Annotated in this window: 12 protein-coding genes and 1 pseudogene; 5 read left to right on the top strand and 8 right to left on the bottom strand. The window is 61.6% G+C overall.

What is annotated here, in order from left to right; translation table 11 throughout:
* Nucleotides 1–93: 93 nt before the first annotated feature.
* From ND528_RS28395 to gap, 8 genes and pseudogenes are all read right to left on the bottom strand, one after another.
* Nucleotides 94–849 (bottom strand): methyl-accepting chemotaxis protein, encoded by a 756-nt coding sequence (locus tag ND528_RS28395; RefSeq protein ID WP_371699605.1) that lies wholly within the window; start codon nucleotides 847–849, stop codon nucleotides 94–96.
* Nucleotides 850–951: 102 nt separating this feature from the next.
* Nucleotides 952–2295: pseudogene (locus ND528_RS28400) on the bottom strand (PDC sensor domain-containing protein); the annotation flags it as partial.
* Nucleotides 2296–2400: 105 nt separating this feature from the next.
* Nucleotides 2401–2811, bottom strand: a complete 411-nt coding sequence (locus tag ND528_RS12540; RefSeq protein WP_263470446.1) for a YbaN family protein — start codon at nucleotides 2809–2811, stop codon at nucleotides 2401–2403.
* A 162-nt stretch (nucleotides 2812–2973) separates the two neighbouring features.
* Entirely contained in the window at nucleotides 2974–3570 is a 597-nt protein-coding gene (locus ND528_RS12545) for a biliverdin-producing heme oxygenase (protein WP_263470447.1), read from the bottom strand.
* 109 nt (nucleotides 3571–3679) lie between these two features.
* Nucleotides 3680–6265, bottom strand: coding sequence for a TonB-dependent receptor (locus ND528_RS12550; protein ID WP_263470448.1), 2586 nt, complete (start codon nucleotides 6263–6265; stop codon nucleotides 3680–3682).
* 122 nt (nucleotides 6266–6387) lie between these two features.
* Nucleotides 6388–7353 carry a FecR family protein gene (locus ND528_RS12555; protein WP_263470449.1) on the bottom strand — a complete coding sequence of 322 codons (966 nt, stop codon included), beginning with the start codon at nucleotides 7351–7353 and terminating at the stop codon, nucleotides 6388–6390.
* A gap of 101 nt (nucleotides 7354–7454) precedes the next feature.
* Nucleotides 7455–7982, bottom strand: a complete 528-nt coding sequence (locus ND528_RS12560; protein ID WP_016773525.1) for an RNA polymerase sigma factor — start codon at nucleotides 7980–7982, stop codon at nucleotides 7455–7457.
* A 201-nt stretch (nucleotides 7983–8183) separates the two neighbouring features.
* Complete coding sequence (gap, locus tag ND528_RS12565; RefSeq protein ID WP_016773526.1) at nucleotides 8184–9185, bottom strand: type I glyceraldehyde-3-phosphate dehydrogenase; 1002 nt, start codon at nucleotides 9183–9185, stop codon at nucleotides 8184–8186.
* Nucleotides 9186–9405: 220 nt separating this feature from the next.
* Between gap and edd the strand changes: the two genes are divergently transcribed.
* The 5 genes from edd (at nucleotide 9406) to ND528_RS12590 (ending at nucleotide 16215) form a co-directional block, all read left to right on the top strand.
* A complete protein-coding gene (edd, locus tag ND528_RS12570) occupies nucleotides 9406–11232 on the top strand; it encodes a phosphogluconate dehydratase (protein WP_186634711.1) in 1827 nt (608 codons plus the stop codon).
* Nucleotides 11229–12188 carry a glucokinase gene (locus tag ND528_RS12575; protein ID WP_137213991.1) on the top strand — a complete coding sequence of 320 codons (960 nt, stop codon included), beginning with the start codon at nucleotides 11229–11231 and terminating at the stop codon, nucleotides 12186–12188. The genes edd and ND528_RS12575 overlap by 4 nt, the downstream gene beginning before the upstream one ends.
* A gap of 255 nt (nucleotides 12189–12443) precedes the next feature.
* Nucleotides 12444–13175 (top strand): response regulator, encoded by a 732-nt coding sequence (locus ND528_RS12580; RefSeq protein ID WP_016773529.1) that lies wholly within the window; start codon nucleotides 12444–12446, stop codon nucleotides 13173–13175.
* Nucleotides 13165–14634: an ATP-binding protein gene (locus ND528_RS12585; protein WP_016773530.1), complete on the top strand. Its 1470-nt coding sequence runs from the start codon at nucleotides 13165–13167 to the stop codon at nucleotides 14632–14634. The genes ND528_RS12580 and ND528_RS12585 overlap by 11 nt, the downstream gene beginning before the upstream one ends.
* A 321-nt stretch (nucleotides 14635–14955) precedes the next feature.
* Nucleotides 14956–16215, top strand: a complete 1260-nt coding sequence (locus tag ND528_RS12590; RefSeq protein WP_263470450.1) for a D-mannose isomerase — start codon at nucleotides 14956–14958, stop codon at nucleotides 16213–16215.
* The last annotated feature ends 58 nt before the right edge of the window (nucleotides 16216–16273 follow it).

The raw sequence follows: 16273 nt of genomic DNA on the forward strand, positions 1-16273 counted from the left end.
CTCGCGAAGGGGCCAGCACATTCAACATCATCACTGACTGGGCGACCGCTTTCGCGAGCAAGCTCGCTCCCACTTTGTTTCGAGGCGTGGCCGTTACACGCGAAACTGATCCATCAATTTCATCTGCTGGCTTGCCAGGCTGTTGAGCTGGCTGCTGATCGCTGCCGATTCCGTGGCCTGTTCGGTCAGGGTTTCGGTCACGGTGCGGATCGCCGAGACGTTGCGGTTGACCTCTTCGGCCACCGCGCTCTGCTCTTCGGCGGCGCTGGCGATCTGCAGGTTCATGTCGCTGATCACCGTCACCGCGTCGCTGATCTTGCCCAGTGCATCGACCGCCTGACGAATCTGCCCGGCGTTGTTGTGCGCCTGGGTCTGGCTCGAGTGCATGGTCGCGACCACGCCACGGGTGCCGGTCTGGATGCGCTCGATGACGATGCGGATTTCTTCCACCGAATCCTGCGTGCGCTTGGCCAGGTTGCGCACCTCGTCGGCGACCACGGCAAAACCGCGACCGCTTTCGCCGGCGCGGGCGGCTTCGATGGCGGCGTTGAGGGCCAGCAGGTTGGTTTGTTCGGCGATGCTGCGGATTACTTCCAGCACCGAGCCGATCTGCTCGCTGTTCACTGCCAGCGCTTCGACTTCGGTCACTGCTTTGCTGACTTCATCGGCCAGCTGATTGATGTCGCGGGTGCTGCGCTCGATGATCGCCATGCCGTCTTTCGCCGACTGATCGGCACCCTTGGCGGCGTTTGCCGCATTCGAGGCACTGTTGGCAACGTCGTGGGCGGTGGCGCTCATTTCGTTGGACGCGGTGGCGACCTGATCGATTTCGCGGAACTGCACCTGCATGCCTTCGCTGGTCTGGCGGGCAATTTCTGATGACTGATCAGCCGTGCCACGTGCTTCGGTGATGCTCTGTTTGATCTGCGCGATGGTCGGCTGAAGCTTGTCGAGGAAGCGGTTGAACCAGTTCACCAGTTCGCCGAGCTCGTCTTTCTTGCTGTAGTTCAGGCGCTGGGTCAGATCGCCTTCGCCGCTGGCAATGTTCTTCAGCATGTCGGCGACGCTGTTGATCGGACGGGTGACGCCGGAGGCGGTGAGCCAGATCAGCAGCAGGCCGACCAGACCGGCCACGCCCGCCACCAGCAGCGCAGTGATCACGCCGGTTTTTTGCGCATCATCCAGTACCGTTTGCAGCTTCACCGAGTCGGCCAGCAGCACCTGCTCGGGCAGGTCGATGACCACGCCCCAGGCGCGCGAATTGCCGATCGGGTCGACCGGGTAAACCGCGCGAATCAGCTCGCCCTGTTGGAGAATTTTCGCTGTGCCGCTGCCGACCAGTTGCAATACATCATTGCCATCGGCGCCGAGGGTGTCGCCGATTTTTTTGCCGACCCGCGTCGCGTCGGCACTGTCGGCCGCCAGCACGCCGCTGCCGGAGACGATCAGCATATGCCCGGCGTTGTTGAACAGGCTGCGCTGCGAGTCGACGGCGGCGGCTTGCAGGGCGTCGAGCGCGATGTCGACACCGACCACGCCGATCGCTTTGCCATCCACCAGCAGCGGCACGGAAATGGTCGTCATGAGCATTTCCTTGCCACCGACGGTGTCGGCATACGGGTCGAGCAGGCAGGTGCGTTTGTTGTCGCGAGGGCAGGTGTACCAACTGTTGTACGGCGTGCCGCTGACGCTGAGGGTGGTTTTGGTCAAGTCGTCCTCGACCATGATTGTATTCAGCGCGGCGCCGGCGGCACGGCTCCAGTACGAGGCGAATCGCCCGGCTTCGTTGGACTGCCGCGCGGCATCGTTGGCGAATTCGCTGTCCTTGCCGTCGAGGCCGTTGGGTTCGAAGGCCAGCCAGATGCCAAGGACTTTATCGTTGCGCTCGAAAGCGGTTTTCAGATTCTGGTTCAACTCTTCCCGAACGGCACCGGCTTCGAGTGAACGCTTGGCGGCCATCGTCCGCAGATCCTTGATCTGGTCGGCGAGGGCGGTGACCACCAGCAGGCTTTCGCCAAAGGTTTTCTGCACCCGCACCGCTTGTTCGGCGGCCTTGGCCTGTAGCAGGTTCTGCACGCTGGCGGTGAGCAACTGGTTGCTGGATTGACTGACCAGCGCGTCGTTCTGATTGGTCTGGTAGATGTTCATGCTGACGATCAGCACCACCACTCCGAGCAGGCACAGGCCGGAGAGCAGGACGATTTTCAGGCGAATGGACAGAGAGTCGAACATGGGGCGATCTCGCGAATGGAATAAACAGGTGGCTGGGCCGGGAGCCCGGTTTGCCAAATCCATTCAGCGCCATTCAATGCTCATCGGCGTTAAGCGAAACGGCATGAGGCGCTTGCCGACGGACGGTCGCTGCTAAACGTTTGCGCAGGGGAAAGTGCTGAAAAGGCTTTAATTACAGGGATGTTTCACTACCGCGATGGGCGTCTCCGGGCGCGACCAGATCCACAGGTTGCCCATGGCCATGCCGGCAATCGCCAGATAGATCGGCCAGCCGTGATCGAGCATCACCAGCATCAAAGTGGCGCACAGCAGCATGCTGACGGTGGCACTGAGCTTGGCCTTGCGCGCGATGATCCTGCCGTTGCGCCAGTTACTGAGGATCGGCCCGAACAAGCGGTGATTTTCCAGCCAGGCATTCAAGCGCGGCGAACTGCGGGTCGCCGCCCACGCGGCAAGGAGGATGAACTCGGTGGTCGGCAGGCCGGGCACGACGATGGCGATCAGGCCAATGCCGAGGCTGACATAGGCCAGCAGGCCGAACAGCAGACGGGCGAGTTTTGAGGCGGCGGGTGTGGGCATGGGCTCAGCGGCGGCTTCTGAAGCGGAACGGGGATCTTACAGATTTGTGGTGAGCCCTGTGGGAGCGAGCCTGCTCGCGAAAGCGGTTGATCAGGCACATTGATGTTGAATGTGCTGCCGTCTTCGCGAGCAGGCTCGCTCCCACAAGGGATAAGAGTTGCTTCAGGCCACTTCGGCTTCTATGGCATAAGCCCGTTCCAGCAGCACGGTGAAGCGGTTGAACGCATCCAGTGCACCTTGCTCAACTTCCGCCTCTTCCTCAGCGGTAAACGGCAACGCATCGAGGGTGCGCACAAAGCTTTTCCAGCCCTCGGCGCGGCCACCTTGCGGTTCAGCCAGATGCCGGGCACCGAAGGTTTCGCTCAGCTCCAGTGCCACGGCACGCTTGATCAGGAACGCCGCGCCGAGCTTGGAACCCTCGGAAACAAAGATCCAGCCCAGCGCCCGCGCCTTGCTCGGGTTTTTCAGCGCGCCGGCAACCGGGGGCGGGACATCGGTGTCGAGGTCGGCGAGGTCAGCACTGGCGGCTTCGGCGCGGCAACGGGCCGGCAGATCCGGGACGATTTCGGTCAGTTCGGCATCGTTGTACAGCTCGACCAGTTCCGCCTGGAACAGGTATTGCGCGACGACGAAACGGGCGAAGCTGGCGCGGGTTTCGAACGGCGCGTGGGCTTTGACCAGCGCATCGAGTTTGCTGTGCGGCTCGTGGGTGATCTGGTTCAGGCGTTGCGAACGCAGGGTTTTTTCCGAGGCAGTCATGGGGTGTCCTTGATAAATGAGGCGCTTGATAACAAGACGTACGGGCGGACGCCGGACAGTAAAAAAACCCCACTGCGCGGCGCGAACACGCGCAGTGAGGCCGGGCGGATCAGATGTCCCAGATCAGGTTGATCGCGAAGTTGCGTCCCGGTTGGGTCAGGCGATCGAGGTTGGCCGGTTGCGTCACCGAGGCTTCGCCAACGCTGTCGTAACCGCGCACGTCATCCCACAGCCAATACTTCTTGTCGGTCAGGTTGTAGACGCCGCCGCTGACGGTGACGTCGTCGGTCACCTTGTAATAGCCGGCCAGATCGAGAATGCCGAAGCCCGGGGTCTTGAACTGGCTGCTGACGCCGTCCGGCGACTTGAAGTTGCTGTCGTCGACGCGATCCTTTTTCTTCACCACGGTCCAGCTCAGCAGACCGCCATAGTTGTCTTGGTCGTAACCGAGGCCGAACACGCCGGTGAGCGGGTTGACGCTGTTGATCGGCTCGCCGTTGTCGCTGTTGCGCCCGTAGGCGTAGGCGATCGAACCTTGGGTATACAGGCCTTGCGGCGCGCCGAACGCGTCCAGATTCAAGCGACCTTTGACTTCCGCGCCCTTGATCGTGGCGCGCTTGATGTTGTTGCTCTGGAAGGTCAACCGATCATCGCCCGGCTTGACCGCGTCCTCGTTGATGAAATCGCGGTACTTGTTATAGAACACCGCGACGTCGAACGAGCCCTGCTCGAAATTCCCGCGCAGGCCGGTTTCGAAACCTTTGCTTTTTTCCGGCTCAAGGTCGGAGTTGGGCGCCACGGTGTAGCCGGTGGTGTTGTTCTCGAAACGCCCGTACAGCGATTTTGCCGTGGGCGTGCGGAAGCCTTCGGCGTACTGGCCGTACCAGGTGTAGTTGTCCGTCAGTGCATAGGTCAGGCCGAATTTTGGCGAGACTTTGTGCCAGGTCTTGTTCTTGTCGCTGACCGTGCCCAGGCCGTCGGCGTTCACGGTGTTGAGGAATTCCTCGGTGATGTGCGGCTTGAGCTGGGTGTAGTCGTAGCGCAGGCCCGGCAGGAAGGTCCAGTCGTTCCAGCTGATCTGATCCTGGGCGAACAGGCTGTAGGTGTTGATGGTCGGATCGGGGAAATCAGAGGCCTTGGCCAGTACATCCGCCGCACTGGTCGCGCCAATCGCCGTGCAGCCACGGCCGACCGCCAGGCATGTGCCGTCGCCGCTGCGTGAACCGGTGACTTTCTGCTGTTTGATCGTGGTGCCGTAAGTCAGCAGGTGATCGGTGTCACCGATGGCAAAGGCCTTGTCCAGTTGCGCGTCGAACACCCACTGTTTTTCTTCGTAGATCGTGTCGCGGGTACGCAGCACTTTACGAGTGATGGGGTAGTAGAACTCTTCGGTGCTCTGGTCGGTCTTGGCGATCTGGTGGTTGAGGCTCCACTTAACGTTATCGACCAGCAGGCTGTCGAGGGCGAACGAGTGTTCGATGCCGAAACGCTCGCGAGTGATGGTGTCGTTGCCGGTGCGCCACTGGTACATACCGCCGGGCAGGACGCTGCTCGGGATGGTCGGCGCACCATTGGCGTACGGGCCGCCGTAGGCGCTTTTCTGATCGGTGTCGCGATCATCCTTGTACTTTTCGTAGGTCAGGCCCAGACGCGAATCGTCGTTGTAATTCCAGCCGAGCTTGGCCAATACGTTGCTCGCACGCACGTCTTCCGGGTTGGCGGCGGTGCGCGCAAGGCCGGTGCCGTTGTTGCCGCCGAAGGACTCGGTTTCGTGTCCGTCGCGCTGGCTGTAATGCAGCAGACCGTCGAACTCACCGCTGCGCCCGGCGACAGTGGCAGACTTCAGCCAGCTGTCGTCGGCGGAGCTGTAACCGCTTTTCAGGCGCGCGCCGACGTCCTTGCCCGGTTTGATGATGTCGTCGGCGTCCAGCGTGTAATAGCTGACCGCGCCACCAATGGCGTTACTGCCGTACAGCACCGAGGCCGGGCCACGGAGGATTTCCACGCGTTTGACGATTTCCGGGTCGACGTAGTTGCGCTGGCTCTTGGCATAGGGGCCGTTGAAGAAACCGTTGGGGATCTCCACGCCATCGACCTGGGTCAGGATGCGGTCGCCGTCGATACCGCGAATGTTGTAGCCACTGATGCCGCCGCGCTGACCGGCACCGCCAACGGAAACGCCCGGCTCGTAGCGCACCAGATCCTTGATCGTGTTGACGTTGTTGCGGTCAAGCGCTTGGCGATCCTGCACGCTGACCGTCGAGGGCACGCTGTTGACCGATTGTTCCTGGCGAGTGGCGCTGATGGTCACCTGATCGAGATTGAGCGTGCCGCTGCTGTTGCGTTTTTCCAGCACGACATTGTTGTTGCTCAGTTTGCGGAAGCTCAGGTTGGTCCCCACCAACAGGCGCTCGAGGGCTTTCTCCGGCGGCAGTGAACCACGCACGCCCGGCGACGAGACGTTCTGCCCCAACTCGGCCGGCAAGCCGACCTGCCAACCGGTCACGGCGGTAAAGGCATTCAGTGCCGAAACCAGCGGTTGCTGGCCGATGGCGAAGGCGTAATCGCCCATGTTGCGTGTCGGTTGCTCGGCGGCGGCGAGCAGCGGCGCGGTGCCGGCCATGAGAATGGCCGCAGTCAGCAGCGACAGTACGCGGGAAGGGGAAGCAGTCTGGCGGGTTAGGCGTGAGGACATCGATAGCGCTCCGTGTCGCACGAATCTTTATAGGTGCTGATGGCATGGGTTAGATGCGAATCAATTGCATTGGCTATAACGAGACGTACTACCGCGAGCTATCGAGTAAAAATAATTCTCATTCAGTTCAGAATCACCAGTGCAGGAAATTCCTGCAGGCGCGCCGAGGTGATGTGGGCGAGGGAGCGGACCACGTCGAGCGGCTGGTCGAGACGGTAATTGCCGGTGACGGCGACGTCGGCCAGTTGCTCGTTGTTGTTGATGATCCAGCCCGGGTAGTAGCGGCGCAGCTCGGCCAGCACCTGATTCAGCGGGCAGTTCTCGAACACCAGTCGGCCTTCAACCCACGCGAGGTCGGCATTGGCGTCGAGCTTGGCCGGGCGATCAAATCCATTGGGGCCGATGCGAATGCTTTCCCCGGCACGCAGGCGCACCCGGGCATCATTGTGGGTGGCGCGCAGATCGACATCGCCACGCTGCACGTTGACCTGCGCGACCCCGTCGAGATAACGCACGGCAAATGCGGTGTCGTGCACGCTGGCCGTTACCGGCCCTGCGTCGATCTCCAGCGGCTGACTGCGCCCGCTGGCGATCTCGAAAAACGCCTCGCCCTGAAACAGCCGGGCCACGCGCTGTTGATCGTTGATGGTGCTGGAAAACGCCGAGTTGGTATTGAGCAGGACCTTCGAGCCGTCCTCCAGTTGCAGCCGCTGGCGCTCGCCGACCACGGTGAGGTGATCCGCTTGAATGCGCATCGGCAGGTTGCTGAAACTGAACAGCCCGAGGATCAGCACCGCAGCGGTAGTCAGCGGTTTCCAGTGCGGGCGCAAGCGTTTGAGAAAAGTGATTTTTACCGGTTTTGCCGCCAGGGCTTCGGCGCACAGCGCGACTTGCGGGCCATCCCAGATGGCCTGGGCCTTGGCGAACGCCTCGGCGTTCAAAGGATCAGCCGCCAGCCAGGCATGAAATTGCCGGGTCTGTTCCTCATCCGGGCTGCCGAGCACGATGAGCCAGTCCAGCGCCTGGTCCATTGCAGCTGCAGCGTCCCGCGCCGAATCGGGCGAAGGCGGGCGGTGGGTGTCCGTCACGGTGGTTCCTCAGGGCTTCTGGCGAAGCAGTTTCTAGCTTCAAGCTGCAAGCTGCAAGCCGGATGCAATACTGCTTTTTGTTTTTACTTGTAGCGTGCAGCTCAAAACTTGCCGCTGCCGTTATGTCGTTCGGCAACGCCGATGCAGATCGACATGATCAGTTTCAGTTCCTTCTGCACGGTGCTCAGCGAAACATCAAGTTCATCAGCGATTTCCTGATAGCTGTGCCCATGCAGGCGGCTGAGGATGAAAATCTGCTGCTGGCGTGGGCTGAGTTGGCTGAGGCTCACGTTCAAACGCTCCAGCAATTGTTCGGCATGGGCGGCGTCTTCAGCGCTGCTGGCCGGCGCGGCGATGCTCTGCACCACGTCCTGTGGTACATCGTCGACCATGGTCCGCGCATGAATCTTGCGCGCACGCAAATGATCCAGCGCCAGATTGCGCGCGGTCTGGAACACAAAGGGTTCAAGGTGATCGATGGCCCGCTCGCTCAACGCCCGGGTCACGCGCAGGTAGGTCTCCTGCAACAGGTCTTCAGCGGTGCTGTGATTGTTGACCATCCGTTCCAGCGTGCGCAGCAGGGAAGTACGCTGGGCGAGGAAGACGTGGTTGAAGCGCGATTGACTCACGGGAGGACCTGATCCATTTTGAGCGAATGATAATGCTTATCATCCAGCTGAATGGTCAAGTGCTGATTTCGAATTGAAATCGGATCTCGTGTGGGAGCGAGCCTGCTCGCGAAGGCATCGTGTCAGTCAGCTCCATATTGACTGACAGATATAGCTTTCGCGAGCAGGCTCGCTCCCACAGGGATTGGGGACCGGCCGGGATTATTCCGCGTTACACAACGCCAGGCAGTTATCCAGCATGCGGTTGGAGAAGCCCCATTCGTTGTCGTACCAGGCCAGCACCTTGAGCAACTTGCCGCTGACTTTGGTGTGGTTGGCGTCGAAGATCGACGACAGCGGGTTGTGGTTGAAGTCGCTGGAAACCAGCGGCAAGGTGTTGTAACCGAGAATTTTCGAATGCTGGCTGGCCGCTTTCAGCAGGGCGTTGACTTCGTCGGCGCTGGCTTCTTTCTTCAGTTGCACGGTGAGGTCGACCAGCGACACGTTGATCACCGGCACACGCACGGCCATGCCGGTCAGTTTGCCCGCCAGTTCCGGCAGCACCAGGCCTACCGCTTCGGCTGCGCCGGTCTTGCTCGGGATCATGTTCTGCGTGGCCGAGCGGGCACGGTACGGGTCGCTGTGATAAACGTCGGTGAGGTTCTGGTCATTGGTGTAGGCGTGGATGGTGGTCATCAAACCGCTTTCGATGCCCAGCTCGCGATGCAGCACCTGCGCCACTGGGGCGAGGCAGTTGGTGGTGCACGAAGCGTTGGAAATGATCTGGTGCGACTGACGCAGAATGTCGTGGTTGACGCCGTAGACGACGGTGGCGTCGGCGCCTTTGGCCGGGGCAGAAATGATCACCTTGCGGGCGCCGGCGCTGATGTGCGCGGCGGCTTTGGCACGGTCGGTGAACAGACCGGTGCATTCGAACACTACGTCGATTTTTTCTGCGGCCCACGGCAGGTCGGCCGGGTTGCGAATGGCGCTGACCGCAATGCGGTCGCCATTGACCGTCAGGCTTTCGTTATCGTGCGCCACTTCGGCGTCGAAGGTGCCGTGGACGGTGTCGTATTTGAGCAGATGGGCATTGATCGAGCTGTCACCCAGATCGTTGATCGCGACGATCTGCAGGTCTTGACGATAGCCTTGGGTATACAGTGCGCGCAGGACATTACGGCCGATGCGGCCGAAACCATTGATTGCAATTCGAAGAGTCATGGAACAGCGCCGCCGTCGTTTTGTTGTTGGAATTACAAGATTATTCGCATAAAAATAGAAAACAAGCCTTTTTAGTGGCAATATTTTGTTTTATCTACAACGAGTGACCTGAATCAACTGGTCCGAATGGTCAAAAAAACCGTCTGTCATTCCAACAACAACGGCGTTTGACCAGCATAGACAATCAGGTCGCCACATCCGTTAGCCTGGAGTTCTACACATGCATCCCCGCGTTCTTGAGGTCACCGAACGGCTTATCGCCCGCAGCCGCGCCACGCGTCAGGCTTACCTTGCATTGATTCGCGGCGCCGCCACCGATGGCCCGATGCGCGGCAAGCTGCAATGCGCCAACTTCGCCCACGGCGTGGCCGGTTGCGGCACTGAAGACAAGCACAGCCTGCGGATGATGAACTCGGCGAACATCGCCATTGTGTCTTCGTATAACGACATGCTTTCGGCGCACCAGCCGTACGAAGTCTTTCCACAACAGATCAAGAACGCCCTGCGCGAGATCGGCTCGGTCGGCCAGTTCGCCGGCGGCACTCCGGCGATGTGCGATGGCGTGACCCAGGGCGAGCCGGGCATGGAACTGAGCCTGCCGAGCCGCGAAGTGATCGCCATGTCCACCGCCGTGGCGTTGTCGCACAACATGTTTGACGGCGCGCTGATGCTCGGCATCTGCGACAAGATCGTTCCGGGCCTGATGATGGGTTCGCTGCGCTTCGGCCATTTGCCGACGATCTTCGTCCCGGGGGGGCCGATGGTTTCGGGGATTTCCAACAAGGAAAAAGCCGACGTCCGCCAGAAATACGCCGAAGGCAAAGCGACGCGCGAAGAGCTGCTGGAGTCGGAGATGAAGTCCTACCACAGCCCGGGCACCTGCACGTTCTACGGCACCGCCAACACCAACCAGTTGCTGATGGAAGTCATGGGCCTGCACTTGCCGGGCGCGTCTTTCGTCAACCCGAACACGCCGTTGCGCGACGCCCTGACCCGCGAAGCCGCACATCAAGTGACGCGCCTGACCAAGCAGAATGGCAACTTCATGCCGATCGGCGAAATCGTCGACGAGAAGGCACTGGTCAACTCCATCGTCGCGCTGCACGCTACTGGCGGCTCGACCAACCACACCCTGCACATGCCGGCCATTGCCATGGCGGCGGGCATTCAACTGACCTGGCAGGACATGGCCGACCTCTCCGAAGTCGTGCCGACCCTGAGCCACGTCTACCCGAACGGCAAAGCCGACATCAACCACTTCCAGGCAGCGGGCGGCATGTCGTTCCTGATCCGCGAACTGCTCGGCGCCGGCCTGCTGCATGAAGACGTCAACACCGTGCTCGGCCATGGCCTGAGCCGGTACACCAAAGAGCCGTTCCTCGATAACGGCGAGCTGGTCTGGCGCGAAGGCCCGACCGACAGCCTCGACGAAAACATTCTGCGTCCGGTGTCCCGTGCGTTCTCGCAAGAGGGCGGCTTGCGGGTGATGGAAGGCAATCTCGGTCGCGGCGTGATGAAGGTTTCCGCCGTTGCGCTCGAGAACCAGATCGTCGAAGCACCGGCGATGGTGTTCCAGGATCAACAAGACCTGGCGGACGCATTCAAGGCCGGTCTGCTGGAGAAGGATTTTGTCGCCGTGATGCGCTTCCAGGGCCCGCGCTCCAACGGCATGCCGGAGCTGCACAAGATGACGCCGTTCCTCGGCGTATTGCAGGATCGCGGCTTCAAAGTGGCGCTGGTCACCGACGGGCGTATGTCCGGCGCGTCGGGGAAAATCCCCGCAGCGATTCACGTCAGCCCGGAAGCTTATGTCGGTGGCGCTTTGGCGCGCGTGCAAGAGGGCGATATCATCCGCGTCGATGGCGTCAAAGGCACCTTGGAACTGAAGGTCGACGCCGCCGAATTTGCAGCGCGCGAACCCGCCAAAGGCCTGTTGGGCAACAACATTGGCAGCGGCCGCGAGCTGTTTGGCTTCATGCGCATGGCCTTCAGCTCGGCGGAGCAGGGCGCCAGCGCCTTCACTTCTGCCCTGGAGACGCTTAATTGAAACTGGCTTTGGTCGGTGACATCGGAGGCACCAACGCGCGGTTCGCGTTGTGGCAAAACCAGCAACTGCAATCGGTTCAGGTGCTGGCCACGGCCGACTTTGCCAGCCCGGAAGAGGCAATCGCTCTGTACCTGAGCGGGCTCGGTCTGGCGCCGGGCTCGATCGGCTCGGTGTGCCTGTCGGTGGCAGGTCCGGTCAGCGGCGATGAGTTCAAGTTCACCAACAATCACTGGCGCCTCAGTCGCAGCGCGTTCTGCAAAACCTTGCAGGTCGAACAATTGTTGCTGACCAACGACTTCTCGGCGATGGCGCTGGGCATGACCCGCTTGCAGCCGGGCGAATTCCGCGTGGTCTGCGAAGGCACGCCGGAGCCGTTGCGCCCGGCGGTGGTGATCGGCCCGGGCACTGGCCTGGGTGTCGGCACCTTGCTCGATCTCGGCGAAGGACGCTTTGCCGCGTTGCCGGGCGAGGGCGGCCACGTCGACCTGCCGCTGAGCAGCCCGCGGGAAACGCAATTGTGGCAACACATCTACAACGAGATCGGCCATGTCAGCGCGGAAACCGCGTTGAGCGGCGGCGGCCTGCCGCGGCTGTACCGGGCGATCTGCGCGGTTGATGGCCATGAGCCGAAGCTGGAGACGCCGGAAGCGATCACCGCCGCGGGCCTGGCCGGTGATCCGATTGCTTTGGAAGTGCTCGAGCAGTTCTGCTGCTGGCTCGGCCGCGTTGCCGGCAACAACGTGCTCACCACCGGCGCGCGCGGCGGCGTGTTTATCGTTGGCGGGGTGATTCCACGCTTCGCCGATTTCTTCCTCGCCAGCGGCTTCGCCCGCTGCTTCGCCGACAAAGGCTGCATGAGCGATTACTTCAAAGGCATCCCGGTCTGGCTGGTGACCGCGCCGTATTCCGGCCTGGTCGGCGCCGGCGTGGCGCTGGATCAAGCAATTCGACCCTGAACTGCAGTCACCTCTTGGTGAGAGGATTTATCTGTGGCGATGGGATTTATCTGTGGCGAGGGGATTTATCTGTGGCGAGGGGATTTATCCCCGCTGGGCTGCGAAGCAGCCCCAAAAAGCCCAGGGCTGCTGCGCAACCCAGCAGGCATAATCCCCTCACCACAGGTTTGTTTTCCACAGTGGTTTTGTGGTGTTTGTAAAATCAGCGCTTAAGGCATAATCCGCCCCAACTCCAACAACAAGGATGCCTTCGAAGTGAGCTCAGTCAACAAGTCGATATTGTTGGTCGATGACGACCAGGAAATACGCGAGTTGCTGGAAACCTACCTGACCCGCGCCGGGTTCCAGGTGAGGGCCACCGCCGATGGTGCCGGTTTTCGTCAGGCGCTCAACGAGGCGCCCAGCGATCTGGTGATCCTCGATGTGATGCTGCCCGACGAAGACGGTTTCAGCCTGTGCCGCTGGGTGCGCCAGCATCCGCGTCAGGCGCAGGTGCCGATCATCATGCTGACCGCCAGTTCCGACGAAGCCGACCGGGTGATCGGTCTGGAACTCGGCGCCGACGACTACCTCGGCAAACCGTTCAGCCCGCGCGAACTGCAAGCGCGGATCAAGGCCCTGCTGCGTCGCGCGCAATTCGCCCACGAACGCAGCGGCAGCGAAGTGCTGGTCTTCGACGACTGGCGCCTGGACACGGTCAGTCATCGGCTGTTCCACACCGACGGCGAGGAAGTGATTCTTTCCGGCGCCGATTTCGCCCTGCTGAAACTGTTCCTCGATCATCCGCAGCAAATCCTCGACCGCGATACCATCGGCAACGCCACCCGTGGCCGCGATCTGATGCCGCTCGATCGCATCGTCGACATGGCCGTCAGCCGTTTGCGCCAACGCCTGCGCGACACTGAAAAACCGCCACGCTTGATTCGCACCGTGCGTGGCAGCGGTTATCAGCTGGCAGCCAATGTGGTTGCCGGCAATGCTCACTGAGTCGCTACGCAAATTTGCCAACCGCATACCGGTGCCGCGCTCGCTGCTCGGGCGGATGCTGCTGCTGACTCTGCTGGCGGTGCTGTTCGCGCAGACGCTGTCGAGCGTGATCTGGGTGTCGCAATTGCGCGCCACTCAACTCGAAGGCCTGGTCACCAGCGCCCGCAGCCTGGCGCATTCGATGACTGCCAGCGTCAGCTATTTCCGTTCCCTGCCGGTAGCCTACCGACCGCTGGTGCTCGATCAATTGCGCAGCATGGGCGGCACCCGGTTTGTCGTGACCCTCAACGATAAGCCGCTGGGCATGGACGTGCTGCCGGTGACGCCGCGCAAGGCTGCGGTGATGCAAGCGGTGGACGAAGTGCTGCGCCAGTCTCTGGGCCATGACACGGATATTTCGGTGACCTTCGTCAGCCCCGAAGACCTGCGGATTTTCAACGCCGGGCTGAAACTTGATGAATTGCCGCGCTCCTGGGCGCATTACGCGCTGACCCTGGAGCCGGTGAATCCGCCGGTACTGGTCACGCAGATTCAAATGGCCCCGGGCGAATGGCTGTACATCGCCTCGTTGCTGCCCGAGCCGTACACCAGCCTCGAAGAGCAAGGCCTGCCGGCGCAGCAGGTGTGGTTCATTGTCCTCACCAGCGGCTTTCTGTTGTTGTTCATCGGCCTGCTGGTGCACTGGCAGAGCCGGCCGCTCAAGCGCCTGGCGCGGGCGGCGCGGGATCTGTCGCTGGGCGCCGACGTCGAGCCGGTGGCGGAGGGCGGCGGCAGTGAAGTGGTGGAGGTGGGCCGAGCGTTCAATACCATGCGCGAACGCATCAGCCGCTACCTGACCGAACGCAGCCAGTTGTTCAGCGCGATTTCCCACGACTTGCGCACGCCGATCACCCGTTTGCGTTTGCGCGTCGAACTGCTCGAAGACGAACAGCTGCAAGCCAAATTCGGCCGCGATCTGGATGAGCTGGAGCTGCTGGTCAAAGGCGCGTTGCAATGCGTGAAAGACACCGACATCCACGAGAACATCGAGCCGGTGGATCTCAATCATGTGCTCGATTGCCTGGTCGAGCCGTATCTGGCGCCGAACGGCAATGGCCGCGTCACCCAGCATGGGCGCGCGCTGTCGGCGTATCCGGGCAAGCCGCTGGCGCTCAAGCGCTGCATCGGCAACCTGATCGACAACGCCTTGAAGTACGGGCAGAACGCGCATCTGCACATCGATGACGATGACAGCGCGTTTGTCCTGCATGTTGATGACGAAGGGCCGGGTGTGCCGCAGCAGCGGCTGGAGCAAGTGTTCGAGCCGCACTTCCGTCTGGCGGGGCAGCAGCAGGGTTATGGACTCGGTCTGGGCATTGCGCGCAACATTGCCCACAGCCATGGCGGCGAGGTGACGTTGCAGAACCTGCGTGAGGGCGGGTTGCGGGTGACGTTGCAGTTGCCTCGGTCTGTGGATTAGCCCCGAAAAGCCCCTCACCCTAGCCCTCCCGAAACGTCGGACCGCCCAGAGGGAGAGGGGACCGATTGGGGGATGCTGCTGAGGTGCGCTGACCTGTAAATGCGGTGGTGAATCCATAATCGCCAGTATTTTTCAGGTCGACGGAGGACGCAAGACACCTCGGTCGGCCCCCTCTCCCTCCGGGAGAGGGTTGGGGTGAGGGTGCTTTTGCTCTTCTCTTTTGTCACGAGCTAGTGACAAATACCGTCCCCTTCGTTACAAGCCCGCCCCGGCCCGTTGTTTAGACTGCCCGCAGTCCTAACAACAAAAAAGGGTCACGCCATGGACACCTTTCATCCTGACTTCAGCAGTTGGCTGAACGCCCCTGCCCACCAGCAATGGCTCGCCGCTGAAGGCCTGCGTCTGCTGGATTTCGCCAAGGCTGCGAAGCTGCCCGAAGGCTTCGGCAACCTCGACGAGCGCGGCCGTTTGCAGGCGCACGCGCAAGCCGAGACCATGAACACCGCGCGCATGACCCACAGCTTCGCCATGGCCCACATTCAGGGCCTGCCGGGGTTTGCCGAACTGGTCGACCACGGTATCGCCGCGTTGCGCGGGCCACTGCGTGATGCGCTGCACGGCGGCTGGTTTGCGGTGGCCGAACACCGCGACGACAACACCGGCAAGAACGCCTACCTGCACGCCTTTGTCGCGCTCGCCGCCAGCTCCGCCGTGGTCGCACAACGGCCCGGCGCCCAGGCCTTGCTCGATGACGCCATCGACATCATCGACACTTATTTCTGGAGCGAAGAAGAGGGCGCCATGCGCGAATTCTTCAACCGCGACTGGAGCGAAGAAGAAGCCTATCGCGGCGCCAACAGCAACATGCACGCGACCGAAGCATTCCTCGCGCTGGCCGATGTCACTGAAGATCCGCGCTGGCTGGTGCGCGCCCAGCGCATCGTCGAACGAGTGATCCATGGTCACGCTGCAGCCAACGACTACATGGTCATCGAACACTTCGATCGCGATTGGCAACCGCTGCGCGAATACAACCACGACAATCCGGCTGACGGTTTCCGTCCTTTCGGCACCACGCCGGGTCACGGTTTCGAGTGGGCGCGCTTGCTCCTGCACCTTGAAGCCGCGCGGGTGCAGGCCGGCATGCTTACGCCGGGCTGGCTGGCCCTGGATGCGCAAAAACTCTTCGAAAACAACTGCCGGCACGGCTGGGATGTCGATGGCGCGCCGGGCATTGTCTACACCCTCGACTGGCACAACAAAGCCGTGGTCCGCCATCGCCTGCACTGGACGCATGCCGAAGCCAGCGCCGCCGCCAGTGCCTTGCTCAAACGCACCGGCGACGCGCGATACGAAAGCTGGTACCGACTGTTCTGGGAATTCTGCGAGACCAATTTCATCGACCGTTGCAACGGCAGCTGGCACCACGAACTCAATCCGCAGAATGTCCCGAGTGCCGATATCTGGCCGGGCAAGCCCGATCTGTATCACGCCTGGCAGGCTGTGCTGATTCCGCGATTGCCGCTGGCGCCGAGCATGGCCACGGCTTTGGCGCAGTTGTCCCGGCCTGTTCCTGTGTAACCATGTCGTGACATTTACGCGTCCCTTCGTTACCTGCGAAGCGAAACGCTCTGTTTAA

Origin of the sequence: Pseudomonas mercuritolerans (assembly GCF_025706525.1) — a bacterium.
GTDB classification, from domain to species: Bacteria; Pseudomonadota; Gammaproteobacteria; order Pseudomonadales; family Pseudomonadaceae; genus Aquipseudomonas; species Aquipseudomonas mercuritolerans.

Coding starts and splice junctions, on each gene's coding strand:
- ND528_RS28395 (WP_371699605.1), bottom strand. CDS start 849: ATGCAGGTGCAGTTCCGCGAAATCGATCAGGTCGCCACCGCGTCCAAC.
- ND528_RS12540 (WP_263470446.1), bottom strand. CDS start 2,811: ATGCCCACACCCGCCGCCTCAAAACTCGCCCGTCTGCTGTTCGGCCTG.
- ND528_RS12545 (WP_263470447.1), bottom strand. CDS start 3,570: ATGACTGCCTCGGAAAAAACCCTGCGTTCGCAACGCCTGAACCAGATC.
- ND528_RS12550 (WP_263470448.1), bottom strand. CDS start 6,265: ATGTCCTCACGCCTAACCCGCCAGACTGCTTCCCCTTCCCGCGTACTG.
- gap (WP_016773526.1), bottom strand. CDS start 9,185: ATGACTCTTCGAATTGCAATCAATGGTTTCGGCCGCATCGGCCGTAAT.
- edd (WP_186634711.1), top strand. CDS start 9,406: ATGCATCCCCGCGTTCTTGAGGTCACCGAACGGCTTATCGCCCGCAGC.
- ND528_RS12585 (WP_016773530.1), top strand. CDS start 13,165: ATGCTCACTGAGTCGCTACGCAAATTTGCCAACCGCATACCGGTGCCG.
- ND528_RS12590 (WP_263470450.1), top strand. CDS start 14,956: ATGGACACCTTTCATCCTGACTTCAGCAGTTGGCTGAACGCCCCTGCC.